This window comes from Nonomuraea sp. NPDC049269, from assembly GCF_043197155.1.
Lineage (GTDB): Bacteria > Actinomycetota > Actinomycetes > Streptosporangiales > Streptosporangiaceae > Nonomuraea.
In genome coordinates this window covers 1,188,751-1,212,721 of record NZ_JBICSO010000002.1, presented here as the reverse complement: position 1 = coordinate 1,212,721, position 23,971 = coordinate 1,188,751, and the positions used below count along the sequence as shown (strand labels likewise).

Here is a 23,971-nt window from a genome sequence, read left to right as displayed (position 1 = left end):
TCAACATCGCCCACAAGCAGTGGCAACGCGACATATTCCTCACTGCGGAGATTGACCACGACAAGGACAAACGAGTGTCTTTGTATGGCGGCCGTCGCTGACCGCTATCGGGCTCCGGGAGTCAGTAGCTATGGCTGAGGTGACAGCGGCACTCCTGCTGTCCCGATCAGTCCCTCCCGGACCATCAGGCTCCAGGATGCGCCTGGAACAATGATGTACGACGCTGGGAGCGTGACTAGGAACCAGTTGTCCGAGGCGGAATGATCTCGGTGACGCGTGCCGTCCCGACAGGAGGCCGTATCTCGTGCATGGTGATCACATCGCCGGGCTCAAGGTGCCACCAATGCTCGAAGGTCAGGGGGAGCAGCCTCACCGACCCCCACTCGCCCGGCTCCAAGGGATCACGGCCTTCGACCCAAAGTAACGCGATGCCGAGCAGGGGTTTACCCTCGGGCGTTAGAAGGCCGATGTCCCACATGGGCCGGAGCGCTCCGCCTGGGGGTATGGGTCTCGTCCTGCCTCCCTCCTCGGGGCTCATGAGGCAGAGTTCAGCGAGAACGGCACCGTTCCGAACCTCGCTGTATCGCCATCCGTACCAGTCAGCGTCTTTGCGGAGCCCCAGCAGGCGGGCGGCGTCGGCCAGCAGGTCCCAGAACTCGCGCGGCTGAGAATGCGCGTTGCCGAGTTCTTCGAGAAGGAGAAGGGCCATCTCCCAGTCGTCGCGCTCCAGGTACTCCAGAACTTCGGCTACGCCGGCGCCGGCCGCGGTCCGTATGTCGGCCGCACAGAGCCGGACAGCCTTCAGAAGCGGGGAATCCTGGAGATCCACGGTCTGATTGTGCCTGACCACGGAGTAGCGCTGGGCTCGGGTACCTTTCTGATCCGTAACAAGGCCGGAGACGCTCACCGCTGACAGAAACGCCTGGTCATCCGGGCTCATAGCCTCGGAATATCCAAGACGTACAGGACCGTCCAGAGCGTTGCAAGCGCCGGCGCTTGCAAGATCGTAATTGCGCAAAGTCGTTTGTCGTCCCCGATGGCTACTCTCCGGCGCATGGCAGTCCCCGAGATCATTCCCATCATGTACGAACCCGACTACCACACCGGTGCGATCGGCCAGTGGGAAGGCGGGCAGTTCTTCGGCTCCGCCATCGCCGCCTTCCGCGAGGGATACACCCACACCGACGACTGGCCGGCGCACAAACGCTGGTATGCCGTCCTCCACACCTTCGACGCGGCCGGTCATCACCTTTCCACCCGCGTCGAGCATGTCGGAGCCGACGACGACCATCGAGCAGCCGCCGACACCGCGCTAGAGCGGCTGAACCGCTGGCTCGACGCCCTTACCGGCCTTCGCTACGGCGACATTGCCATACGCCCCTTCCAGCACATCTTCGACGGGGTCCTGTTCGGCCTAGTCATCGAGACCTTCGAAGGCGAAGAACACGCCGAGTTCTACCCGAACAACATCGGCTTCTATGAACCATGGGACGGCGCATTCGACACTTGACCTTCTGATCCGTAGAGAAGGCCTTTCGTCAGTTGCTCGCCGAGGTGCTTTGTGGGTGGATGCGGACTGGTGGGGTGTGCTCGTTCGTGTGATGCGGTGTGCTGTACGCGCTGCTGTATAGCCATGCCGGGGCCCACGCTGCGCCTCGCCGTCCGTATGCGGGGCAGGCGGGTGAAAAAGCAGATGTTGGCGACGGGATAGATCGCTACCCTCCGGGGGGTGGAGCTTCGAGAAGAGCAGCCGGGCGACGCAGGCGCCGTGCGCCACGTCCATCTGCGAGCGTTCGGCGACCACGGCGGAGTCGTGGCCGACCTCGTCGACACCCTGCGCCACGGCGTCCGCTCCGGCGGAGGGTTGGCGCTCGTGGCCGAGGTCGCCGGGCAGGTCGTCGGGCACGTCATGTTCACCCGCAGCCTGCTCGACGCCCCGCGGCGGCTGATCGATGTGCAGGTGCTCAGCCCGCTGGGCGTACTGCCCGAGCACCAGCGGCAGGGCATCGGTTCGGCCCTGGTCCGCGCCGGGCTCGCGACTCTCTCCGAAGGAGAGAGCCCCCTCGTCTTCCTGGAAGGCGACCCCGGCTACTACTCCCGTTTGGGGTTCACCCCGGGGGCCGAGCTGAGCTTCCGCAAGCCGTCCCTGCGCATCCCCGACGCCGCTTTCCAGGTGATCAGGCTTCCGGCGTACGAGCCATGGATGACGGGGACGCTGGTCTACTCCGAGCCGTTCTGGCGTCACGACGCCGTCGGGCTCCGCGACCTCGACGCCTAACTCCGGCGATTCTCCCCAACCGCCACAGCACATGCGGTTAGTCCGCCTTTATGCTGCTTCCTGGCAATACGGGCGCGCCACTGTCACTATCGGGAAATGGCGAACTTCGACATTCGCCCCAAGGGGGTCGACCCAGCCGGCTACGACCGGCTGGCTGAGCGGGTCGCACGGGCTCGCGCGGGGGAAGAGGAATTCACGGGCCATCAGTTGCTCAAGGAGCTGGTGGCATTGCACGCCAATCCGGTCGAGAACGGGTACGACGTGCATCAGGTCGTGGCGATGGCCGAGAGGTGGGCGCGGCTCTTGGACACGTTGCCCGCGCGCTTCAAGGTGGCGCTACGGGGCTACAGCCGCACGCAGGTGGACGCCCTGCGAGCGCGTGTCGAGGCGGGCGAGATCACCGGTGCCGAGGTCCGTCAGACGGCCTTTGACGTGGTTCTTCGGGGTTATGACCGCCATCAGGTGCACGTCGCCATCGAACACTGGGCCACAGCTCTCGATGCGGCGTCAGGCCCGATCGCAGGATGACGCCAGCCCGGAAGGCGACCGGAGACTACCCGCCGCTCACGAGGGACCATGTCCCTGGTGCATCGCGGACGGGAGCCTGCAGCCCGCTATGACGCCGAACTTGTAGATGTCTACGACGCCCCCAACGACGCGCCGAAAGTCACGATCGAGATCATCAGTCGGAGAACTCCTGGCTTTTCTGGATGGCAGCAGGAACGCTGGCTGTTCCACTGCGGTGACGGCGCTGCATTTCTCGGGCCGGTCGGGGCGTCGGAATTGGATGCTTTCCCTGATGCGCGGGAAATGCTGCGCTTCGAGCACTCCACTGGCGGATGGTCGCCGTGGATGGCTTCCTCGCGGCCCTGGATAAGGACGGCACCCCCACGGCCTATCTGTTCAAAGTACGTCGTCCAAAGGAGCGCGGAATCGCAATAGCCGATCGGCACTTTATCCGCTCGCGATGTCGTCCCGCTGTCGTCCCGCTGTCGCGACATTCCTTCGGTCTCGGTGATACAACGACCGGTCCGCTGGTCCGATGTCGACCTCAGACCACCATCCGCAGCCTTTTACCTGCTCAGGCAGCTGTTGCCGACTGGTGACGCACAATCGCATTAGACGGCGTCGCTGGGCCACCTCCACATCAACAAAATTCACTCTTGCCGATAACGTCCAAAAGCTTCAATATCTCAGCAACGGGGTCACATCACACCACGGGGAGAAACAACGTGCGACGTATCATCGCGGCTTTATCCGGCATCCTTGTCGGCCTGACGCTCATCGCCGGTCCACAACCCGCGACAGCCCGATCTCTGGGCACGATCACGATCAACTGGTCCGGGAGCGACGAGGGCGACCTCGGCAAGATCCGCGTGTCCACCACTTCCGACCAGCCGATCGCCACGCTCAAGGCCCACGTCATCTCCGCTACCGGCGGGGAACTGGCCACCATCGACGACTTCGCCCTCACCTCAGGCACCTCCACCAACGGCATCTGGACCACCCGCACCCGCGTCCAGCTCACCGACCTCGGCACCTACCGCATCGACGTCGAAGCCACCGACACCGAAGGCACCCACGTCACCGCCGAACGTACCGGCCAGCTCATCTACATGGTGAAGACCGTCTTCGACCCACTCACTCCCAGCCGCGCCACCGTCGACTACACCCACCGCCACGTCACCGTCAAAGGCCGCCTCTATGGCATCTGGCCCGGCAGCGGGGAGCGCAAACCGCTTGGGCAAGGCTTCCCCATCTCTTTCGGCATCTCGTACCTCAACAAGACGGGCGGCTACGCCGGCTTCGACCACGCCGAACTCACTACCGACGCCAAGGGCCGGTTCCGGCACTCGCTCACCCTCAAGATGGGCGCTGAGTTCAGGGCGACCTACCCCTACAGCAACGACCACCTCTGGTACATGAGCGGCACCTCCGACAAGCTGATCGTCAAGGCGAAGGAGTCTGCCACCGAGGTAACGGCCAACGTGGCCCCGGCAAGGGTCAACGCAGGAGACCCGCTCACCGTCTCCGGCCTGGCCAGATGGCGCTCCCCCGCAGGATGGCAGCCCATCCCCGACACCAAGCTCTCCGTCCGGGTCGAGAACACCAATGGCGCGCCCACGTCCGTCACCACTGACGCGCAAGGTCGCTACAGCCTGACGTTCGTGCCTTACACCACAGGCACCGTCACCGTCGCCTACTACACCGAAGACCCCTTCAAGGCACACGCCAGCACCACCATCGCGTTCACCGTCGCCCACCCCGCATCCTTTACCAACCTCACAGCGGTACGGGAGGAAGCCGAGGTCGTAGTGTCGGGCCATCTCGCCTTCACCGGCAGTTCCACCCCGGCCGACCCAGAAGCGATCATCGAATTCTCCACCGACGGAACCACCTGGGCCACTCGGTCCACCCGCCCCGCCTACTGGGACGGAACCGGCTACGCCTTCGCTGACGCCATCACCGAGCCTGCGGCCGGCCATTGGCGAGCCCGCTTCGAAGGCGGCGAACACTTCCAGGACGCGCTGAGCCAGAGCGTCCAAGTAGGCGCCGCACAGTAGCGGATAAACGACGCGAGCCCGTGACCGCACCGCGGACACGGGCTCGCGAGCCGCAGACGGCCCAAGCGCGGCATAAGTCTCAACAGGGCGGCCGAGCCCGCTACCAGGCAGAACTGAGAGGAGGAAATGCCACTCCGAGCGGGCTGCCTCCAGATGCCGTGATCTTGACATAGCCGGCTGAGCGATCCTGCTGAAGGTCGAATGCGCGCCGTTTTCAGCATGTCGGCCCGCCCTAGAGGTCCTCGACGTAACCGGCGCTTCGGCTTCCCGCCTCGACAGGCACCCCGACCACGACGCCGCCCGCATCGACACCCGGCAGGCGCCAGGGCTGGTTACCGAGACCCCGTCGCAGCCAGGGCGAGTCGATTGCGAAAAGTTCACCCCATCGTTGAACCGGGTCGGCGGCTACATCGTTTCGAAGATCAGCCAAACGCGGACAGCAAGCTCACGTCGACTCAGCGGGAGACTTCCAGTGACACTGCGTCTGAATCGCTCTGCTCTCGTCGATCTTCCTTCTGCGGATCGGATCCTGTTCCAGAGTTTCGGCGCCGGCCCGGAGGCCACCCCGGCGTTCGACCGCATTCACCATGCCTTCGAGGCCCACGCCAAGGCCGCGCCGACCGCGATCGCCGTCACGCATCTCGGCGAGAGCATGACCTACCTGGAACTCGACCGCCACGCCAACCGCCTCGCCGCGTCGCTCGCCCACCGTGGCGTGCGTCCTGGCGACCGAGTCGGCCTGTTCATGACACGGTCGATCCCGATGGTCGTGGGCATCCTCGCGATCTTGAAGGCCGGCGCGGCCTACGTGCCGCAGGATGTCCGGATCACCCCTACCGTCCACCTGCGCCACATCGTCGACACGGCCTCCATCAAGGTGATCCTGACCTCCTCCGATACGGCGCCGAGGATCCCCGCCAGCGATCGTCACGAGGTCATCGCGGTGGACGAGGTCCCGCGCTCGGGCGAGTGGTCCTCGCGAGTCCCGGGCGGGTCGGGCGACGTGGCGGTGGTCATCTTCACCTCTGGGACGACCGGCCACCCCAACGGTGTCAACGTGACCCACGCCAACCTGTGCAACATCCTGCTGAACGAGCCGGGCTCCCTGGGAATCGGCCCTGGGACCAGGGTGGCCCAGATCCTCAACATCGCCTTCGACATGGCGGTTTGGGAGATCCTTGGAGCCCTGTCGCACGGCGCCACGCTCGTCATCCGCGGCGACGACATCGAGGAGACCGTGCGCGACGTCGACGTCGTCATCGCCACCCCGGGAATCTTGGGCTCTCTCGACGCCTCTCGGTGCCGCAACGTCAAGGTGGTCGCGGTCGCGGGCGAGCGCTGCCCCCGGCAGCTGGCGGACACCTGGTCTCGCTTCAGCGCCTTCCACAACGCGTGCGGACCCACCGAGGTCACCATCGTCAACACGATCCAGCGCTACGATCCGCGGCGCCGCGTCCTGACCATCGGCAGACCGCTGCCCAACACCACGGTCTACATCCTCGACCAGAACGGCAGGCCATGCCCGATCGGCGAAATCGGCGAGATGTGGGCGGGCGGCGCCTGCGTGACCGCGGGCTATCTTGGAAACGACGTCGTGACCATGCAGAGGTACCGGCCCGATCCCTTCCGTGGCGGCGGCCACCTGATGTTCCGCACTCGCGACCTGGGCCGCTGGACACCGGACGGTGAGCTGGAACACCACGGCCGTACCGACGACCAGGTGAAGGTCAGAGGCTTCCGGGTCGAGCTGGACGCGGTCACCGGCGCACTGGAGCTGACCGCGGACTGCGCCCGCGCCACCACGGTCCTGCGCGAGGGCGAGCTGATCGGCTTCGTCAGCCCGGCGAGCGTGGACGTCGAGGCGGCGAGGAAGTCCGTCGAGCAGTCGCTGCCGTACTATTGCGTGCCCTCCCGCGTCGTGGCCGTCGACGAGCTGCCGATGACCGACCGCGGCAAGGTCGACAAGACCGCCCTGCCCGACCTGATCGATGTGGTCGCATGACGGTCGTGCGCTCCTTGTCGGATGCGCTCGAACTGCCTCCGCCGCGCTCGGCGATCAGGATCCTCGGCAGTGGCCGGCGCTTCATGCACTACAACCGGCTCGCCGCCGTCGTGCTGGCCGTCAACACGGGGTTCCTCGTCCACGCGATCACCGTCGGCTGGTGGGCCGACCCGAGCACCCTGTCCCTCCTGGTGGTGGCCAATGTCACCCTGGCCGTGCTGATCCGCCAGCAGTACGTCATCAACCTGCTCTTTCACGTGGCCACCGATGCTCCCGTCCGCTGGCCGCTGGCGGTCCGCCGCATTCTGGGCAAGGTCTACCATTTCGGTGGACTACACGTCGGCGGGACGGTCGCGGCCACCCTGTGGTTCGCCTTCCTCGCCGGGGTGATGACCGTACGCCCCTCCGGGGTCTCCGCGGGGCTGCGCACGCTCACGTACGCGATCCTGGCGCTGCTGGTCGCGATGGTGGTCTTCGCGCTGCCCTCGCTGCGGGCGCGGCTCCACAACGTGTTCGAGGTCGTGCACCGGTTCGGCGGCTGGACGGTGCTCGCCCTGTTCTGGGCGCATGCGCTGCTGACCGCGGCCCACCAGGCGACGTTCTGGGCGCTCACGGCCATCACCCTCAGCGTCGCGCTGCCGTGGCTGCGCCTGCGGCGCGTGCCTGTCCGGATCTCCAGGCCATCGTCGCACGTGGCCCTGCTCGGGTTTGACTACGGCGTCACGCCGTTCGCGGGCTCGTCGACCACCGTGAGCCGTAGTCCGCTGCTTGAGTGGCACTCCTTCGCCAATGTGCCCACCCCGGGCAGGAACGGCTTCCGGCTCACCGTCTCGCGGGCCGGCGACTGGACGGGGTCGCTGATCGACGACGGTCCCTCTCACCTGTGGGTCAAGGGCATACCGACGGCCGGCGTCGGCAACATCGACAAGCTGTTCGCGCGCGTCGTCTGGGTGGCCACGGGCAGCGGCATCGGCCCGTGCCTGCCGCACCTGCTGTCCCGCGACACGCCGTCGCGGCTGGTCTGGTCGACACGGCGCCCCCGTACGACATACGGCGACGAACTGGTGGAGGAGATCCTCGCCGTGCAGCCAGACGCGGTCGTCTGGGACACCGATGCCAAAGGCAAGCCCGACCTTCTGGCCCTGGCCTACCGGGCGTATGTGGAGTTCGACGCCGAGGCGATCATCTGCATCTCCAACAAGAGGACCACCTGGCACCTCGTCGAACAACTTGAGATGCGGGGTGTCCCCGCGTACGGAGCGATCTGGGATTCCTGACCTGACAGCGCGTGATCTCTGGAGGACGGTCCATGGCTTTCCGAACACTGACGGTCGACGACAATGATCAGATCGTGACGCTCGCCATCGACAGGCCCGGCGTGCTCAACGCCCTGTCCCGGCAGACCCTCACCGAGCTGAAACGCTTCCTCACCGGCCTGACCGGCTTCCGCGGAATGATCCTCACCGGTTCGGGAGAACGCGCCTTCGTCGCCGGTGCCGACATCCGGGAGATGGCGGCGATGACGCCGGAGGAGGGCGAGGAATTCGGCAGGCTGGGCCAGGAGGTCACCCGGCTGATCGAGGCGGCGCCGTTCCCAGTGATCGCCTGCGTGAATGGGTACGCGCTCGGGGGCGGGTGTGAGCTGGCCATGGCCTGCGACTACATCTACGCGACGGCGGACGCCGTATTCGGCCAACCGGAAGTACGGCTCGGGCTGATCCCCGCCTTCGGCGGATGCGTGCGGCTGCAACGTCACGTCGGCCCCGGCCGGGCCAGGGAGACGATCTACACGGGCCGCAACGTCGATGCCGGGGAGGCCCTGCGGATCGGCCTGGTCAACCGGGTGTTCGTGACCAGGGAGGAGATGCTGGAGGCGGCGTACGGGTCGTTGGCGCTGGTCTCAGCGAACTCGCCGATCGCCGTGGCGTTGTGCAAGGAGGCCGTCAACGACTCGCGCGGCCGGGAGATCGGCGCCGCGCTCGACATCGAGGCGCACGCCTTCCGCCGCACGTTCACCAGTGAGGACATGCGCGAGGGCACGCAAGCCTTCCTGAGCAAGCGAAGGCCCGTTTTCCCGGGAAAGTAACCCCCTTCTCACATGGGTGTGGACATGACCGATGCGCATGCGGCACTCCTGCGGGCACTGTACGACGAGCACGCGCCCGCGCTGTGGCGCTTCGTTGTCCGCTTGACCGGCGACAACCAGTTCGCCCACGACGTCGTCCAGGAAACGCTGCTACGAGCGTGGAAGAGCCCGGAGGTCTTCCACAAGGGTGAGACGGCATCGCGCGCCTGGCTGTACACCGTGGCCAGGAACGTGGTGATCGACCACAGCCGCAGCGCTCGGGTACGCCGGGAGGTCGGCACCGACCGGCTCCCCGAAACGTCCAGCGCCGACCAGATAGACGCCACACTCGACGCCTGGCTGGTCACCGACGCCCTCGCGCAACTGTCGGAGAACCACAGAACCGTCATCGTGCGCACCTATTATGGCGGCGAATCCGTCGCCGAACTCGCCGACAAACTCGACCTGCCGCCCGGCACGGTGAAGTCGAGACTGCACTACGCTCTCAGGGCCCTGCGACTCGCGCTGCAGGAAAGGGGGGTTACCACTCATTGATGTCCTCAACGGATCCGTACGCGAAATGGGACGCGGCGTACGTCATCGGGGCCCTGTCCCCCCGCGAACGACTCGAGTACGAAGAGCACCTGAGCGGATGCGCCACCTGCTCGCAGGCGGTCGCCTCGCTCGTCGGCATACCCGGCATCCTCTCGACCGTCCCGCCGGATCACGCCCTGCGCCCGCCGCACGCCGACCCTTCGCCTGCCGAGGTGCCGGCGAGCCTGCTGCCCGAGCTGATGAACTCCAGCCGGCGAGCCCGGCGGTGGGGCCGGATACGTGCCGCCGCGGTCGCCATCGCGGCGGCTCTTGCCGGGGTGATGGCGTCCTCGCTCCTGCCCGAGCGGCAAGAGGCCGCCCTGCCGATGCAGGCGTCCCCGCTCCCGCCCGAGCGGCAGGAGACCGCCCTGCCGATGCTGCAGACGATTCCCAGCCCTGTCACCGCCGAGGTGCGCGTCATCCAGGAACCCTGGGGCACCCGAGTGGAGTTGACCTGCCGTTACGCCGTGCCCGCCGACCCGGCCCCGCCCAAGACGTTCGAGTACGCCATGTACGTCACCGACCTACTGGGCAGCAGTACGAGGCTGGCCACCTGGATGGCGTCGCCCGACACCACGACCATGCCCGTCGGCACGACCGGGCTGACCAAGAAGCAAATCAGGAGCATCGACGTCCGGCTCACCAAGAACGGGCGCATCATACTCGACAGGCAGCTGTAGCGGTCGACTCCGAGGGCGGCGGCTCTGGGTCGGCGGATAATGCCATCCGCGCAGGTCATCCAGCTTGCACGGCTACCACCTACGGTGCCTGGCCGATCTGCCGGTCGGCGGCGTGAAGTGATACCCCTTCCGCGGACGTGACCGAATCGGCGTCGACGATGGTCCCGGGATCGGGTAGGTGCTGATTGCCGTGGCCGGGATCGTTCATGCGGGGAGGGCGTCTCCAGGGAAGCCGTGGCACGGGTGAACCTCGCAGCGCATCATCCCGGCTCGCACGCAGGGGTCCCCGGCCATGATCTCCGCGGCTTCTTCGGCCGGCACGGTCATGATCGCGACGCCGGCCATGGTGTCGGAGGCGACCGGGCACAGGATCGCGATCACCCCCTCCGCGCGCAGCGACACCATGCGTCGCTGGTGTTCGAGTTCGATTGCGTCCGCGCCGTCCATGGTCCGCTCCGGCCCCCACTGAAGGAGCGCCAGGCTGTAGGGCTTCGCGGTCGCGGCCAGAGCCCGAATCTGTTCGTCGGTCACGGTCGTGCTCATGATGTCTCCTTACTTCTCGATGCGCTCGGCCAACGAGACGATGATTCCTTCGGGCCCGCGGACGTAGGCCATCCGCCACACGCCCTCGTATTCACCAATGCCTCCCACCAGGCCGTAACCGTCGACTGCGGCGTGGTCGACCGCGGCTTGGAGGTCGTGCACCTCGAAGGCGACGTTGCGCAGGCCCAGTTCGTTGGCCGGCGCGGCAGGCGAACCCGGGAGGTGGTCCGGCCGCGTGAAGCTCGAGAGCTCCAGCGTCGTACCTCCGCCGGGCGGTCGCAGCATGACGATCTCGGTGCGGGCGTCGGTCATGCCGATCACCGTGTCCAGGAACTCGCCTTCGACGGCCATCTTCCGATCGGCCTCCAGACCGAGATTGACGAAGAACGCCGTCACGGCGTCGAGGTCGGCGACAGTGATGCCGACGTGGTCGAAGCGCCTTATGAATGTCATCGGATCCCTTTCGAGGTTTCTTTAGGAGACTCTGATAAAGGTAGCGCCCAAGGTTCCGTAAGGGAACCCCATTTGCTAGATTGCTGCCATGCAGCGAACGTGGTTCGGGTTGGCAAGATCTCAATATTGTCCTGACAAATCAGCAGCCCTTGATGGCGTAACGCCTGTTCAGGGGCTTCCCATGTGAGAGCCAACGAGCGGAATCGAACCCCTGACCTTCCGTTTACAAGGTCCCCAAACGATCTCCAGCGCCGTTCAGACCTGTTCACCGCACTGGTCGCCAGAGCTTCGGCTATTCAGACCCGTTCATCTCAGTTCGTGATCGTCCGTTCGGGTGGCGCCCAGAAAGCCAGCCCATGGGCGACTGGGACCCCTGGCTCGCGCTGCCGGTCTTCTCCCTGCTGTTCGGTATCGGGTTCGCGCTGCTGCTGAACTCCGCCGCGAGCCGCGTCCCCCGACCACGCCTGGTCCTGCTGCGCCGGCTTGGGGCGCTGCTCGCGATCGGCCTCGTGCACATGCTGCTATGGCCGGGCGAGATCCTGACCGACTACGCCGTCGTCGGCATGCTGGTGCTGCTGCCCTCGACCTGGCTGCCGCGGTGGGCCATGGCCGGCCTCGCCGCCGCACTCATCCCGGCGGCACTGATCTTCGGCGGGGGCGGGCCCCCGCTGATCGCCGGGCTGTTCCTACTGGGCTCGACACTGGTCCGCTACGGGGTGATCGAGCAGATCGAGCGGTCCACCCGAGGGCCGGCCCTGCTGGGCCTGGCCTTCGCAGCGGGACTGGCTTCTGCCCTGTGGGTACAGGCCAACATGCGGGCCGTGGGGGCCACGACGTACCTATCTTCCATGTCCAGCCTTGCCGATCTGCTGCTCGTCGGTGTGTACGTGTGCGGCCTGCTGGTCCTGCTCAGAACGCCGCTGCGACCGGCGCTGCAGTTCGTCTTCGCGCCACTGGGGCGGATGGCGCTGACCGATTATCTGACCGCCACACTCCTCGTTCTGGTGGCCAGTCACATCCTCGGCCTGCCGATCGGCCAGTCCTTGACGGCGGCGTACTGGACCGCGGAGGCCATCCTCACGGCCCAGTGGCTGTTCTGCACCCTTTGGCTGCGCCGTTACCAACACGCCCAGCTCTCTGATGCCCAAGCTCATCGAGATCCACAACAAGCAGAACCCAAGAGGCCAGCTCCCCACGCCCGCCTTCACGACCTCCGACACATCCACGCCACCACGCTGCTCCTGGCGGGCGTACCCGTCCACGTCGTCGCAGCCCGCCTCGGCCACGCCGACCCGGCCATCACGCTCCGCGTCTACGCCCATGTGATCCAGGACCAAGTGGCCACAGCTGCGGATATCTTCGCAAAGAGAACACGGTAATTACTTTATGTAGTTGACCATGTGCTTAGAGTAATTTACGCTGCTCGTTAGCAGCGCTCGACCGGATGGGGAGGAAGATGTCCACTGCCACGGCAAGTGCCTACAGAGCGAAGATGTCCGACCGGTACGACACGTTCGATCAAGATCATGATGGTGCGATCAGGGCCGACGACTTCAAGGCCATGGCGAAGCGGATTCTGGGGGCGTGTGGGCACTCACCCCAGTCGCCTAAGGGAGCGGCGCTGCTGGCAGCGGCGCAGCAGTACTTCACGGCGTTGGCTGAGGTGGCCGACACCGACCACGACGGGGCCATCACCAAGGAGGAGTTCCTGGCCGCGGCTGCGTCCAAGCTGCGCGGCAACGCCGAGGGTTTCGCCTCGGCGCTGCGGCCGTGGGCGACAGCAGTGATCGACGTAGCCGATGTCGACGGCGATGGCGCGGTCAGCCTGGAGGAGTGGGCCACCGTGTTGCGTGCCATGGGGGCCACCCCGGAGCGCGCCGCGGAGGCGGCCGCCGCGGCCGACGCCGGCGTCGACGGCAAGATCAGCGTCGATGAGCTGCTCGCAGCGGCTGTGGACTTCTACACCAGCGATCGGCCGCACACCGAGTTCAGCCAGATATGAGGCAGCCCGTACCCGATCCCCGGCCGGTGCGAGCCGAGCCGGGGGAGGCCGACGCCTGCGGCGTGGCCGGCACCTGGGTACGGGAATACCTGTGTCGACCGCATCCCGAGCTCGGGCGGAGCGGACCGGTCTGCCCGTACGCCCGGCGCGCGCTGGACCGTGGCATGGTGTGGGCGGTGACATGGCCGGATTGCCCAGCGGACGCCACCGCGATGACGGCGATCATGGCCGAGTGTCTCCATTGGTTCGAGCGCTCCACGGATCCTGACCAGGCGCTGCTGGTGCTCTTCCCACGGCTCACCGCCGCCGATCACGGCTTGACGATCGAAGGCGTGCAGCGTCGCCTCAAGCCGGCCTTCGTACGGCGCGGGCTGATGATCGGCGAGTTCCACGACGGCCCGCCCGATGTGCCAGGGCTGCACAATCCGTGGTTCCGGCCTCTGCGCAGCCCGGTGCCGCTGTTGGCGGTACGGCACATGGTCCACTCCGATCTGCCGTTCCTGCAGGGAGATCCCGAGCACCTGGCCGCCTACCGCAGGTTCTTCCCCCTACGGAGCTCTCGGTGAGCGCCCCGCACATGGGCCCCGAGGAGTTCCGCCGGCACGGCCACACGGTCGTCGACTGGATCGCGGACTACTGGTCGAGGCGCGAGGGATTCCGCGTCATGCCGTCGGTCCAGCCGGGTGACGTGGCCGGCCGTCTTCCCGAGCGGGCACCCGAATACGGCGAGCCGTTCTCGGCGATGCTCGCCGATGTGGACCGGCTGCTGCTCCCGGGGATGGCGCACTGGCAGCATCCAGGCTTCCTGGGTTTCTTCCCGATGACCACCTCAGGGCCATCGGTGCTGGGCGAGCTGCTGGCCGCGGGGCTCAACGCGCAGGGCATGACCTGGTCGTCCAACCCCGCGTGCACCGAGCTGGAGATGACTGTCACCGACTGGCTGGCGGACCTGATGGGCCTGCCGGCGTGCTTCGCCGGCCGAGGCGTCATCCAGGACACCGCCTCCGCCGGGGCACTGGTGGCGCTGACGGCGGCGTTGTGGCGCCGCGCGGGCCTGGCATGGCGGGACGGCGGCAGCGGCGGCCGGTACACCGTCTACACCTCCTGCGAGAGCCACTGCAGCGTGGCCAAGGCCGCCAGAATCGCGGGTATCGGAGACGCGGGGGTGCGATGGGTCGAGGTCGACGGTCGAACCCTGGCGATGCGGCCGCAGCACCTGCGCGCCTTGATCGACGCTGACATCGCGCAGGGCCTGACCCCGGTCGCGGTGATCGCGACCGTTGGGACGACATCCACGACCGCAGTCGATCCTCTGCCCGCCATCGGGAAGCTGTGCCACGCCTACGACCTGTGGCTGCATGTGGACGGCGCATACGCGGGGGTCGCAGCCATCTGCCCGGAGCTGCGGTGGATCAACGATGGCCTGCAGGACGCCGACAGCTACTGCGTCAACGCGCACAAGTGGCTGCTCACCGGATTCGACTGCTGCGTGATGTGGGTGGCCGATCCCGAGGCCCTGACCAACGCCATGAACGTCTCGGCCGGCTATCTGACGGAGATCAGCAGCCAGGCCAGAGACTATCGTGACTGGCAGATTCCGCTGGGACGGCGCTTCCGCGCGCTCAAGCTATGGTTCGTGCTGCGCTGTTATGGTGCGGAAGGGCTGCGCGCCCACCTGCGTCGGGGAGTCGCGCTGGCCCAGGAGTTCGCCGGATGGGTCAGGGCCGATCCGCGCTTCGAAATCGTCGCCCCGCACCCGTTCGGACTGGTCTGTTTCCGTCTCCGGGCGGATGACGACCGCAACGCCGAGCTGCTCGCACGGATCAATTCCACCGGCGAGATCTATCTCAGTTCGTCGCAGGTTCGCGGCCGCTATGTGCTCCGCATGGCCGCCGGAGGACCGGCTACCGACCGGGCCCATATGGCCGGGCTATGGAAACGTATCCAAGCCGAGGCCGGCGATGCGTGAGGGCCGTGCTCTCTCGCCGGTCGAATGGCTCCTTGCCCAGGAGGAGATCTGGGCCGCGCTCTGGAGCCGGGTTCGGGGGCCACTGCGAATCGACGGCCTCACCCAGGCGTGCGCCACGCTGGCGACCAGCGTCCCGATGCTCACCACACGCATCGCGGACGGCTCGTGGCTGTATGCGACCGGCAAGCCTCTGCCGATTCAGGTCTTTCCCGCCGGTACGGAACTGTTCAACGCGCTGTCGACCGCTCTGCCCAGGCCGGGAGCCGACCCGGGGGCACCGCTCCGAGTCCTGGTCGTGCCTCACGGTCACGAGGACTCGACCGTGGTGCTCCTCTTCCACCATTCGATCATCGATGGGTCCAGCGCCTTCGCCGTGGAGCACCTGCTCTGGACCCTTTACGGGGGCGGTGACGCACCGCGGCAAGCGGGATTGCCCCCTCCGCTGGAGTCCTTCCTGGCGGGCCGGGTCACCCCGGAGCAGGTGGCCGACCATGTCGCCCACAGGACCGCCCTCGCCCAGCGCGCCATCGTGGCGACACTACCCGCGCGGGACTCGAAAGCGCCCCTGGACTACGCCGCCCGATACCTGGAGCTTGGCCGCACCGCGACCGAAGGGCTGGAGCGTACGGCGGCAGCTGCCGGACTGTCGACCCATGCGGTGGTCTGCGGCGCGCTCCTGGTCGCCGCACGCCGCATGATGACCGGCGAGCGATCGCTGACACTGACCTGCCACATGCCGGTGAACATGCGCCTCCACCTCCGGATCGCGCCACAACAGCCCATGTTCGCCTGCTCCGCTGCCCACCTCCCGGCACAAGTAGACGACGATCCGCTCGCCGTGGCGCGCGCCATCTCGGCGGGCTTGTTCCAAGCTCGATGGCAGGCTCTGGAATGCGAGGTGGTGGGACTACTCGACCTCCTGGCCGGACCCGTGCTGCCGATCACAATCGGGATCTCCAACCTGGGGCGCAAGAGGCTGGGCGAGCTACCCGGTGGCCTGCGGTGCGTGGACCGTCACTCCGCGACCTTCATTCCCGGCCCCGTGCCGGTGCTCCACGTCATGAACCGCGGCGGCTCGCTGGGCGCGGTCATCCCCTACAACCGGGCGTTCTTCACCGACCAGCAGATGACCGCTCTGGCTGACAATGCCACCGCCCTGTTGCGCGATCTCGCGGTGATGGGCCTCGCCGATTCTGGACAGCGCCCGGCGGTCTGACCCACTCTGCGGGGCGCGGCACCTCCCCCACAACTACCTCATGGGTCGTCTGACCAGCCGGGTAGCAGGTAGCAGGCCGATGACTGATCGTGCGGGATCGGCCTCATGGGGCGGATCTACGCCCCCTCTGCGGGCTGCTGGAAGAACTGGCACGCCACCTGACACCGCAGGCCCTCACTCGTCTACGCGGTTGACGCCGGGGTCTGGAAAGGTGGCGATCATACGCAGGGCGTGAGCTGGGTGGCCGCCGCGCAGCGCGCCCGCTTCGTTTCTGGGTTATCTGGCGAGTCGGCGGATCGTGGAGGGCGACGGCGTGGATCCAGTCATCGCTTCCACGCCAACCACGACAAATAGCGATCCCAAAATCACGTCATCCAGCGATCCAAGTCACACACGGTGAACGTCGACTCCACGATCTGCCGGACTCACCAGCACGCCACCGAGGCACGCTGGGACGGCCAGGCATAGAAGGAACCGCCGATCCGGAGGCGGGCGATGAGCACCTCGACTGGCGTCACGTGGTACATGCAGAGACCCGCCCCAGCCGGGGATGAGGGCGATGACCTGGAGAGATGTAGCGACGCGGTGTGTTCTTCCGTACTCCGGCTGCCCCCTTCGGCGCGAGAGGCGACACAGAGGCCCATCGATGTTACTAACAGTAGTTGATCCACTACTGAATGCAGCATCGCGGTAGTTCGGCCTAAGAGGCCAGGCCATCCCTCACAACAGATCGGAATGCCATGCCGATACCACTACGACCTCGATCCGTGCTCACCTTGCCGGCCTGCGTTCTGACGACGCTGCTGGCCGCGCCGGCACTACCGGCGACGGCCGACACCGGTACGCACGCCGCCATCGCGCGCCACACCGCCCAAGCCGCCGCAGCGCCTTGCGTCCGACAGGGGCAGACGACCTACCCGGTCAGTTACTACTGGAAGAACATAGCCAACATGCAGCTGGGCAGTGAGTCGGTCTCGGTCGACACCTCCCCATCCTTGTGGGGCGGCCAGATCGCCCCCGGCAGCACCTTCACCCTCACCTTGACGCACCGCACCGCCCGATGGCCGCTGCTGGTCCGCAGCTACACCACCACCTGGGACCTGTCGTCGCTGCTGGCCAACGCCGACGTGCTCAGCCAGTCCGGAGCCGGCAGCATCTCCGGCAACACCCTGACGATCCCCTCATCGGGCACCAAGACCGACCCCCCTGCGAAAGTCATCACCTTCCAGGTCAGGCAAGGCACCATCGGCGGCAGCATGACCATCCGGCCGACCGGGATCAGCAGCGTCCTCGCCGCTCCCGGCCAGCTCGGAAACAACACCCCCGCACCCCCGATCCAGATCGTCAACGGACAGTCCATCGCGCCCACCATGGCCACCGACGACACCGCCACTACCCAGGGCAAGGCCGTAAGCGTTCCCGTCCTGGCCAACGACACCGCCACCGCACCGACGATCAGCAACGTCACCAAGCCCGGCAACGGCACCGCGACCGTCTCCGGCACCAACGTGCTCTACACCCCCGCTCCGGGCTTCGTCGGCACCGACACCTTCACCTACACCATCACCACCGCCTGCGGGACCAGCACCGCCACGGTCACCGTCACCGTCCCCTGCACCGATACGCCCATCCGCCTGGCCAACGGCAGCTTCGAAGCACCGCCCGTGACCGGGTTCCAGTTCCTTCCCGACGCCTCCACCAACCCGGGCATCGGCTGGCACACCACCGCCACCAACCGCCTGGTGGAGTTCTGGCGTACCGGCTACAACGGAGTCCCCTCAGCCGACGGGCAGCAGTTCGCCGAGCTCAACGCCAACCAAGCCGCCACGCTCTATCAGGACCTACCCACCGTGCCGGGCACCCGCATGACCTGGTCGCTGTATCACCGGGGCCTTTTGGGCCCGGACGTGATGCGCGTGCTGATCGGCGCCCCCGGCGCCACCGTGGCCCAGACCCCCACCGGAGCCATCTCACCCGATATCATCGATGGCAACACCGCCTGGCGCCGCTACACCGGGGTATACATCGTTCCGGCCGGCCAGACCGTCACGCGCTTCGCCTTCGAGTCGGTCGCGACCGCGGGCGACAACCCAGAAAGCGGGAACGTCCTGGACGGCGTGACATTCGAAACACCGACCTGCCCAGCCGCGACATGAACAACGCCCGGCGCTGAGCCTCTGGGCATCAGCGCCGGGCTCGACCTCCTCCGCCACCCGTGATCGTGGGTCATGAACTTCGGCGACGGAGCCGACCAGGCGCGCCAAGGACGACTCGAACCGGGACTGCGACATCCCGCCGTTCCTGCAGGATCTGCTGGCCCGGCAGATCAAGGCGCACCCTGACCAGCACTGCCCGTGCAAGCCGATGCGGCTCGATGGTCAGCAGGAGCAGCCGTGCCAGGGCGGCGCCTTCGTGTTCCTGGGACCGCAGGGCGCGCACATCGTGGACTCCAACTATGCGCAGCGGTTCTTCAACCCCGCAGCGGACGGCCGCTACACCGGTTCGAAAGGCCAGCGTTCCTCTGAGACCAAGCCGGTGCTGGTCGACGTCGGCGGGCTGTGGCCGGGCGAGCCGGTGCCGACGTGGCCGCAGGCCGTGCCGGGCGAACCATACGAGCGGCCAGCCGGGCGTGGCTATCAGCGGCGGCCAGCCGTCTTGGGGGTGAACGCGGCGTCATCAAAGGAGAAGCTGGTGGCCTTCGCAGTGGAGCAGGGTCTGAGTCAGGCGGTGGCGGAGGACATGACGCGCCAGGAGATCCTTGACCGGCTGGTGCGCCCGCACCGCAGAACCGATGATGGCCCGCTGGCGTCGTGGCTGCCGGCCAAAGAGTGGTTGACGCCGCACGGAATGCGGCATGGTCACTCCACGCTGCTGGACGGGCTGGGGACGCCGGTCCGGCTGAGGGACGACCGGATCGGGCACGCCTCACTGGGAATGAAGCGGGGCGACATGCGCCGCCGGTACACGCACATCGCCAAGGAATGGCGAACCCAGCTCCGCAAGGATCTTCAACAGGTGTGGGAGCAGGCGCTCGCCGAGCGCGCCTGGTTCGCTCTTCACTCGCCGGTGGCGATGCTCGACGATCTCTTGAAGCCGTTCCGGGAGGGAAAGCGGGACCCGATTCCGCCGTTCTCCGCCGACGCGGACGTGGTCGAGCTTGTGACAGCTGAGGCCTGAAAATCCAAGATCGATCGCACTCTCATCGCATTAGATCAAGAACGCCCGGTCCGAGTTGATCTCAGACCGGGCGTTTTCCCCTGTTCAAACACAGAGCCGACGAGGGGAATCGAACCCCTGACCTTCTGTTTACAAGACAGATGCTCTGCCGATTGAGCTACGTCGGCGCGGCCTATCAGTGTAGACGGTCAACGGCGCCGATGACGAGCCACCTCGTACAACGCCACGCCGGCCGCCACCCCCGCGTTCAACGACTCCGCAGCCGCCCGCATAGGAATCCGTGCCACAACGTCACAGTGCTCCCGCACGAGCCGCGACAGCCCCTTGCCCTCGGACCCCACCACGATCACCAACGGCTCGCCCAGCAGGTCGACATCACCGATGTCCGCGCTGCCCTCGCCATCGAGCCCGATCACGAACAGTCCAGCGTCCCGATACTCCCGCAGCGCCGCCGTGAGATTGGCCGCCCGCGCCACACGCAGGTTGGCCAGCGTGCCCGCAGACGTCTTCCACGCCCCGCCCGTCACGCCGGCCGAGCGCCGCGACGGAATCAGCATGCCGTGCGCGCCGAAAGCAGTCGCCGAGCGCGCGATGGCGCCCAGATTGCGCGGATCGGTGACCCCGTCGAGCGCTATGATCAACGGCACTTCTGCCGCGTCCTGCGCCAATTCGACCAGTTCAGAAGGGTGCGCGTAGTCGTAAGCGGGGATCTGGAGCACGATCCCCTGGTGAACGGCGCCCTCAGTGAGCCGGTCAAGCTTTTCGCGGGTCGATTCGAGCAGCGCGATGCCCCGCTCCGTCGCGACCTTGATCGCGTCGCGTACGCGGTCATCGCTCTCGATGCGCTGCGCGACATACAGCGCGTTGGCCGGCACCCCGGCGACCAGCGCCTCGAGCACCGGGTTGCGTCCGCCGATGTATTCGGGCGCGTCCTCGGAACGCCGCTGCCGAGCCGGGCCAGGCCGCTGCCCGCCTCGCTCTTCACGGGCGACCCGCTCGGAACGCGCCTTGTCCTTGAACCAGTGACGCATTTCAGCAGGCGGGGTGGAGCCCCTGCCCTCGAGCCCGCGGCGTCCCTGCCCACCGGTGCCCTTGGACGGGCCCTTCTTCTTCGCGGGCCTGCCCGATGCCCTACCGCCAGCTGCCATGGCATTAAGGGTACTCGGGCCATCACCCACCTCACGCCTCACTCAAGATCACGGTCCCGAGCAGGGTACGGCCTACATGCACAGAGCCACAGAACCGGCACCTGAACTTGATCGAGTGATATCGGGGCGTTCTACGGCCCGGCTCGGGTCCGGAGAGATTACGGACCGTGAAACGCAAGCTCAAGACACCGCAGCACCGGCCGCAGGTGATCGATGGCGGCCCAAACGGCACCGGGTGTCACATGGAGTGCTCAGTCTGCTGCGCGGGCGACCTCGCTTGGTGCGCGGCAACGACCATGACGATGACGGAGGTCAGGGCGATGCCGGCGCCGACGTACAGCGGCGCGGCATAGCCAAGGCCCGCGGTGATGGCCAGACCCCCGAGCCAGGCGCCAAGGGCGTTGCCGATATTGGACGCGGACACGTTGGCACTGGCAGCCAATGCCGCACCGTGGGCGAAGTCGGTGACGCGAATGATCATGCCGGGCACGCTGGCGAACCCGAACAACCCCATCAAAAACACCAATATCACCGACGCGGTGGCACTGCCGGCCAGCAGACCGAACACGGCCAGTGTGATGGTGAGTCCGATCAGGGCGAGGACCAGGGCGCGGTCACGGTCTCGGTCGGCCGCTCGCCCGCCGACCACGTTCCCGACGACCAGACCGACGCCGTACACCATCAGCAACCAGGCGACATCCGCCGGGGAGAAGCCGCCGACCTCGGTGAACGTGTAGGCGATATAGCTGAACGCACCGAACATCCCGCCATAGCTGAGCGCGGTGGCCGTCAGGGTCAGCCAGACCTGCCACGACCGGAACGCACGAAACTGCGCCCGCAAGCCGCTGGGCGGTATCGGTTCGGAACGGCCCGTCACTGTCGGCGGCCGCGTCTCTCCCGCCCAACCGGGGACAAGAGCGGCGATTCCCGCCAGGGCGAGCACGCCGATTCCGGTGACTGCCCAGAAGGCCGCTCTCCAGCCCCATCGTTCACCGACCAGCGCGCCGAACGGGACGCCCAGAACGTTCGCAACCGTCAGCCCGGCGAACATCACCGCCACAGCACGAGCCTTCTTCTCCGGCGCGACCAGACTGCGGGCGACCAGCGAGCCGATACCGAAGAACGAACCATGGCACAACGCCGCGACGATCCGCCCAAGCAGCATCACCGGATAGTTCGGCGCGATCGCGGACAACAGATTGCCGATGACGAACAACGCCATCAAGCCGACCAGGATCCCCTTTCGGGGCAGTCGCGCCGTCGCCGCAGTCAGCGCGATCGCACCAATCGCGACACTCAACGCATACCCGGAGATCAGCCAGCCCGCTGCCGCCTCGGACACCGCGAAACTCGACGCCACCTGCGGCAGCAGCCCGGCGATCAAGAACTCGGTCAGACCGATGCCGAACCCGCCGAGTGCCAGCGCGATCAGTCCAACCGGCATCCGTCGCTCTCCGATCGCCCACGCCCGACAAGTCACGGGGTACGGCGTACGGATTGCCCGGATCCCGAAACGCCCGCATGCGGCCCGATCACGGACCGCGCGGCGCCGAGGCCCCACTATGCCACCATGGGGCGCGAAGAGTTCGTATGGGTGTCCGTCGCCTGAAATACGCGGATTCACGGAGTACGCGGAGCAGCCACATCACAGGCCCCGAGTCACAGGTAGCGAACCACCCGGCTAATCCCTGAGCCCCCAGTTACGAATGCCCACCCGTCCGAGCCTCCGGCTGAGGGAACCGGAACAGCCCGTGCAACCTCCCCAAAGCCGGAAGATCACCAAATGCCCGAGCAGCTCCACTCTTGATCGCATCACCAAGCGTCGTCTTCCCCTCCCCCATCTCCACCAGAACATCGTCATCCATCTCAATAACCGCATCCGGCCGCTGAGCAGGTCCGTGTACGGTCTCGATCGTCCCGTCGTCGATCCGAGCGTGAAAAACCTCATCAGAGACCCGGAACTCGTACACCGTCCGCATCCCCACCGCCGCCTCCGGATCAAAGCCGACCCGCAACGCCAGCACCGCCCACCCTGGTTGGAACGCCTCCCCTTCGCGCCGCTCCCCCATCGCCCACTTCATGCCCCACCGCGCCAAAGCCAGCACGGCAGGTTCCAGCTCCTGACCGGCTTCGGTCAGGGCGTAAGCAGGTGTACGCGCCGGCGCAGGCAGCACGATCTTGCGCACCAGCCCCTCGCGCTCAAGATGCTTCATCCGCGCCGCCAGCAGCCCGGTGCCCAGTCCGCGAAGACTGTGCTGCAGATCCCCGAACCGCTTCGGCCCGGTCAGCAGCTCGCGCACGAGCAGCAGCGTCCACCGCTCGCCGACGAGGTCCAGGGTCCGGGCAGTGGCACAGAACTGGTTGTACGTTCGCTGATCCACTTCAACATTCTAAGCTTCGAGCTTCCTGTTTCTGAATCTCGCACTCATAAGTACGTCAGCGACAGCACCCGGATCAGTGAGCATCACATCATGCGGCCCGTCCAGAGCGACGGTCCGATACCCGACCGCCTCGGCGAACCTGTCGAAGGCAAAAGTCTGCGGCCTGCAGTAGATCGCCGTCCCAGGGATCTGATCGACGGCCCCAGTCAGGCGCGTACCTTCGGTGAAGGTACGTAGCGGCTGCGGACGCAACCGTTCCTGAAGCCACTGGGTGTCGTCCGAATCGGTGATGCCGAAGAGCGCCGGCGCGGGAGCAGGCACCTGCCAGCCATCAGACGAACTCCCAGCAGAGGTACGAGCCGAGGCCCCCTGACCGGTGAGCTCCGCCGAATCCTGGACGAACTTCACGAATCCTTCAGGAGCCAGGCTGAACAGGCTGTCCCCATCCGCCCCGGCCCAGCCCTCCACCATGATCACATGGTCAACGCGTTCAGGATGAAGGTCGGCTGCCTGCCGCACCACCAACCCCGCGTAACTGTGCCCAACCAGCACGACACCACCGCCGGCATGCGCATCAGCCACGTACCGGTTCTCGCGAATGTCAGCGTCGTAGCGGGCACCGCGGAAGTCAGCGTCGTGGTGAGCCTCGCGGACGCCGACGTCGCGACGCGTCTCAGGATCGGTGTCCGTGCCTGGACCGGTGCCGGTGCCAGTGCCAGTGCCAGTGCCGGCAGCGTCGAGGGCGGCGACGACCTGTGCCACATGGTCGTGCAACCCCACGTCCCGACCGTACGCGAGGTCAGGAACGATCGTTCGCGCTCCAGCGCCTTCGAGCAACGGAACGACGCGATCCCAAGCCCAAGGACCATGCCAAGCGCCGGCAACCAGCACAAAGGTGG

Annotated in this window: 25 protein-coding genes and 1 tRNA gene; 17 read left to right on the top strand and 9 right to left on the bottom strand. The window is 66.8% G+C overall.

The annotated features are described in order from the left end of the window. Positions 1 to 235: 235 nt before the first annotated feature. Positions 236 to 829 (bottom strand): hypothetical protein, encoded by a 594-nt coding sequence (locus tag ACGFNP_RS15745; protein ID WP_393318974.1) that lies wholly within the window; start codon positions 827 to 829, stop codon positions 236 to 238. A 225-nt stretch (positions 830 to 1,054) separates the two neighbouring features. On the opposite strand from ACGFNP_RS15745, the gene ACGFNP_RS15740 reads away from it, so the two are divergent. The 10 genes from ACGFNP_RS15740 to ACGFNP_RS15695 all read left to right on the top strand — a co-directional run bounded on the left by ACGFNP_RS15740 (position 1,055) and on the right by ACGFNP_RS15695 (position 10,183). Beyond that, positions 1,055 to 1,510 (top strand): hypothetical protein, encoded by a 456-nt coding sequence (locus ACGFNP_RS15740; protein WP_393318971.1) that lies wholly within the window; start codon positions 1,055 to 1,057, stop codon positions 1,508 to 1,510. 219 nt (positions 1,511 to 1,729) lie between these two features. After that, complete coding sequence (locus ACGFNP_RS15735) at positions 1,730 to 2,278, top strand: N-acetyltransferase (RefSeq protein WP_358340863.1); 549 nt, start codon at positions 1,730 to 1,732, stop codon at positions 2,276 to 2,278. A 96-nt stretch (positions 2,279 to 2,374) separates the two neighbouring features. Beyond that, entirely contained in the window at positions 2,375 to 2,806 is a 432-nt protein-coding gene (locus ACGFNP_RS15730; RefSeq protein WP_358340865.1) for a hypothetical protein, read from the top strand. A 48-nt stretch (positions 2,807 to 2,854) separates the two neighbouring features. Next, positions 2,855 to 3,220: a CbrC family protein gene (locus tag ACGFNP_RS15725; protein ID WP_393318966.1), complete on the top strand. Its 366-nt coding sequence runs from the start codon at positions 2,855 to 2,857 to the stop codon at positions 3,218 to 3,220. Positions 3,221 to 3,510: 290 nt separating this feature from the next. After that, positions 3,511 to 4,842: a hypothetical protein gene (locus tag ACGFNP_RS15720; RefSeq protein WP_393318963.1), complete on the top strand. Its 1,332-nt coding sequence runs from the start codon at positions 3,511 to 3,513 to the stop codon at positions 4,840 to 4,842. A gap of 472 nt (positions 4,843 to 5,314) precedes the next feature. Beyond that, positions 5,315 to 6,844 carry an amino acid adenylation domain-containing protein gene (locus ACGFNP_RS15715; RefSeq protein WP_358340869.1) on the top strand — a complete coding sequence of 510 codons (1,530 nt, stop codon included), beginning with the start codon at positions 5,315 to 5,317 and terminating at the stop codon, positions 6,842 to 6,844. Continuing rightward, the gene (locus tag ACGFNP_RS15710; RefSeq protein WP_393318960.1) at positions 6,841 to 8,121 is read left to right on the top strand and encodes a hypothetical protein; all 1,281 of its coding nucleotides are present in this window, start codon (positions 6,841 to 6,843) and stop codon (positions 8,119 to 8,121) included. The genes ACGFNP_RS15715 and ACGFNP_RS15710 overlap by 4 nt, the downstream gene beginning before the upstream one ends. A gap of 32 nt (positions 8,122 to 8,153) precedes the next feature. Beyond that, the gene (locus tag ACGFNP_RS15705) at positions 8,154 to 8,930 is read left to right on the top strand and encodes an enoyl-CoA hydratase-related protein (RefSeq protein ID WP_393318957.1); all 777 of its coding nucleotides are present in this window, start codon (positions 8,154 to 8,156) and stop codon (positions 8,928 to 8,930) included. Between the two features lie 24 nt (positions 8,931 to 8,954). Further along, complete coding sequence (locus ACGFNP_RS15700; RefSeq protein WP_246652910.1) at positions 8,955 to 9,464, top strand: sigma-70 family RNA polymerase sigma factor; 510 nt, start codon at positions 8,955 to 8,957, stop codon at positions 9,462 to 9,464. Next, entirely contained in the window at positions 9,464 to 10,183 is a 720-nt protein-coding gene (locus ACGFNP_RS15695) for an anti-sigma factor family protein (protein WP_393318954.1), read from the top strand. Before ACGFNP_RS15700 ends, ACGFNP_RS15695 begins: the two co-directional genes overlap by 1 nt. A gap of 79 nt (positions 10,184 to 10,262) precedes the next feature. Here the strand turns inward: ACGFNP_RS15695 and ACGFNP_RS15690 are convergent, their stop codons facing one another. Genes ACGFNP_RS15690 through ACGFNP_RS15680 form a run of 3 tightly spaced genes read right to left on the bottom strand, consistent with a single transcriptional unit; the run spans position 10,263 to position 11,179 of the window. Continuing rightward, entirely contained in the window at positions 10,263 to 10,391 is a 129-nt protein-coding gene (locus tag ACGFNP_RS15690; protein ID WP_393318951.1) for a hypothetical protein, read from the bottom strand. Then, positions 10,388 to 10,726, bottom strand: a complete 339-nt coding sequence (locus ACGFNP_RS15685) for a hypothetical protein (RefSeq protein WP_358340877.1) — start codon at positions 10,724 to 10,726, stop codon at positions 10,388 to 10,390. Before ACGFNP_RS15685 ends, ACGFNP_RS15690 begins: the two co-directional genes overlap by 4 nt. Before the next feature lie 9 nt (positions 10,727 to 10,735). After that, a complete protein-coding gene (locus tag ACGFNP_RS15680; protein WP_393318948.1) occupies positions 10,736 to 11,179 on the bottom strand; it encodes a VOC family protein in 444 nt (147 codons plus the stop codon). A 356-nt stretch (positions 11,180 to 11,535) separates the two neighbouring features. Here ACGFNP_RS15680 and ACGFNP_RS15675 point away from each other — a divergent pair, with 356 nt between their 5' ends. The 7 genes from ACGFNP_RS15675 to ACGFNP_RS15645 all read left to right on the top strand — a co-directional run bounded on the left by ACGFNP_RS15675 (position 11,536) and on the right by ACGFNP_RS15645 (position 19,543). Then, a complete protein-coding gene (locus tag ACGFNP_RS15675; protein WP_393318945.1) occupies positions 11,536 to 12,558 on the top strand; it encodes a DUF418 domain-containing protein in 1,023 nt (340 codons plus the stop codon). Between the two features lie 113 nt (positions 12,559 to 12,671). Continuing rightward, the gene (locus ACGFNP_RS15670; RefSeq protein WP_393318942.1) at positions 12,672 to 13,181 is read left to right on the top strand and encodes an EF-hand domain-containing protein; all 510 of its coding nucleotides are present in this window, start codon (positions 12,672 to 12,674) and stop codon (positions 13,179 to 13,181) included. After that, the gene (locus ACGFNP_RS15665) at positions 13,178 to 13,747 is read left to right on the top strand and encodes a DUF6875 domain-containing protein (RefSeq protein WP_358340885.1); all 570 of its coding nucleotides are present in this window, start codon (positions 13,178 to 13,180) and stop codon (positions 13,745 to 13,747) included. The genes ACGFNP_RS15670 and ACGFNP_RS15665 overlap by 4 nt, the downstream gene beginning before the upstream one ends. Beyond that, the gene (locus tag ACGFNP_RS15660; protein ID WP_393318939.1) at positions 13,744 to 15,150 is read left to right on the top strand and encodes a pyridoxal phosphate-dependent decarboxylase family protein; all 1,407 of its coding nucleotides are present in this window, start codon (positions 13,744 to 13,746) and stop codon (positions 15,148 to 15,150) included. Before ACGFNP_RS15665 ends, ACGFNP_RS15660 begins: the two co-directional genes overlap by 4 nt. Beyond that, positions 15,143 to 16,366, top strand: a complete 1,224-nt coding sequence (locus ACGFNP_RS15655; RefSeq protein WP_393318936.1) for a hypothetical protein — start codon at positions 15,143 to 15,145, stop codon at positions 16,364 to 16,366. The genes ACGFNP_RS15660 and ACGFNP_RS15655 overlap by 8 nt, the downstream gene beginning before the upstream one ends. Before the next feature lie 767 nt (positions 16,367 to 17,133). After that, positions 17,134 to 18,522, top strand: a complete 1,389-nt coding sequence (locus ACGFNP_RS15650; RefSeq protein WP_393318933.1) for an Ig-like domain-containing protein — start codon at positions 17,134 to 17,136, stop codon at positions 18,520 to 18,522. Between the two features lie 208 nt (positions 18,523 to 18,730). Further along, entirely contained in the window at positions 18,731 to 19,543 is an 813-nt protein-coding gene (locus ACGFNP_RS15645) for a hypothetical protein (protein WP_393318930.1), read from the top strand. 94 nt (positions 19,544 to 19,637) lie between these two features. Here the strand turns inward: ACGFNP_RS15645 and ACGFNP_RS15640 are convergent. From ACGFNP_RS15640 to ACGFNP_RS15620, 5 genes are all read right to left on the bottom strand, one after another. Then, positions 19,638 to 19,710, bottom strand: a tRNA-Thr gene (locus tag ACGFNP_RS15640). Positions 19,711 to 19,731: 21 nt separating this feature from the next. After that, positions 19,732 to 20,691, bottom strand: a complete 960-nt coding sequence (gene rlmB, locus ACGFNP_RS15635) for a 23S rRNA (guanosine(2251)-2'-O)-methyltransferase RlmB (RefSeq protein WP_393318927.1) — start codon at positions 20,689 to 20,691, stop codon at positions 19,732 to 19,734. Between the two features lie 238 nt (positions 20,692 to 20,929). After that, positions 20,930 to 22,135, bottom strand: a complete 1,206-nt coding sequence (locus ACGFNP_RS15630; protein WP_393318924.1) for an MFS transporter — start codon at positions 22,133 to 22,135, stop codon at positions 20,930 to 20,932. 256 nt (positions 22,136 to 22,391) lie between these two features. Continuing rightward, positions 22,392 to 23,072: a winged helix-turn-helix transcriptional regulator gene (locus ACGFNP_RS15625; RefSeq protein ID WP_358334780.1), complete on the bottom strand. Its 681-nt coding sequence runs from the start codon at positions 23,070 to 23,072 to the stop codon at positions 22,392 to 22,394. A 9-nt stretch (positions 23,073 to 23,081) separates the two neighbouring features. After that, positions 23,082 to 23,963: an alpha/beta fold hydrolase gene (locus ACGFNP_RS15620; RefSeq protein WP_393319695.1), complete on the bottom strand. Its 882-nt coding sequence runs from the start codon at positions 23,961 to 23,963 to the stop codon at positions 23,082 to 23,084. Positions 23,964 to 23,971: the final 8 nt, after the last annotated feature.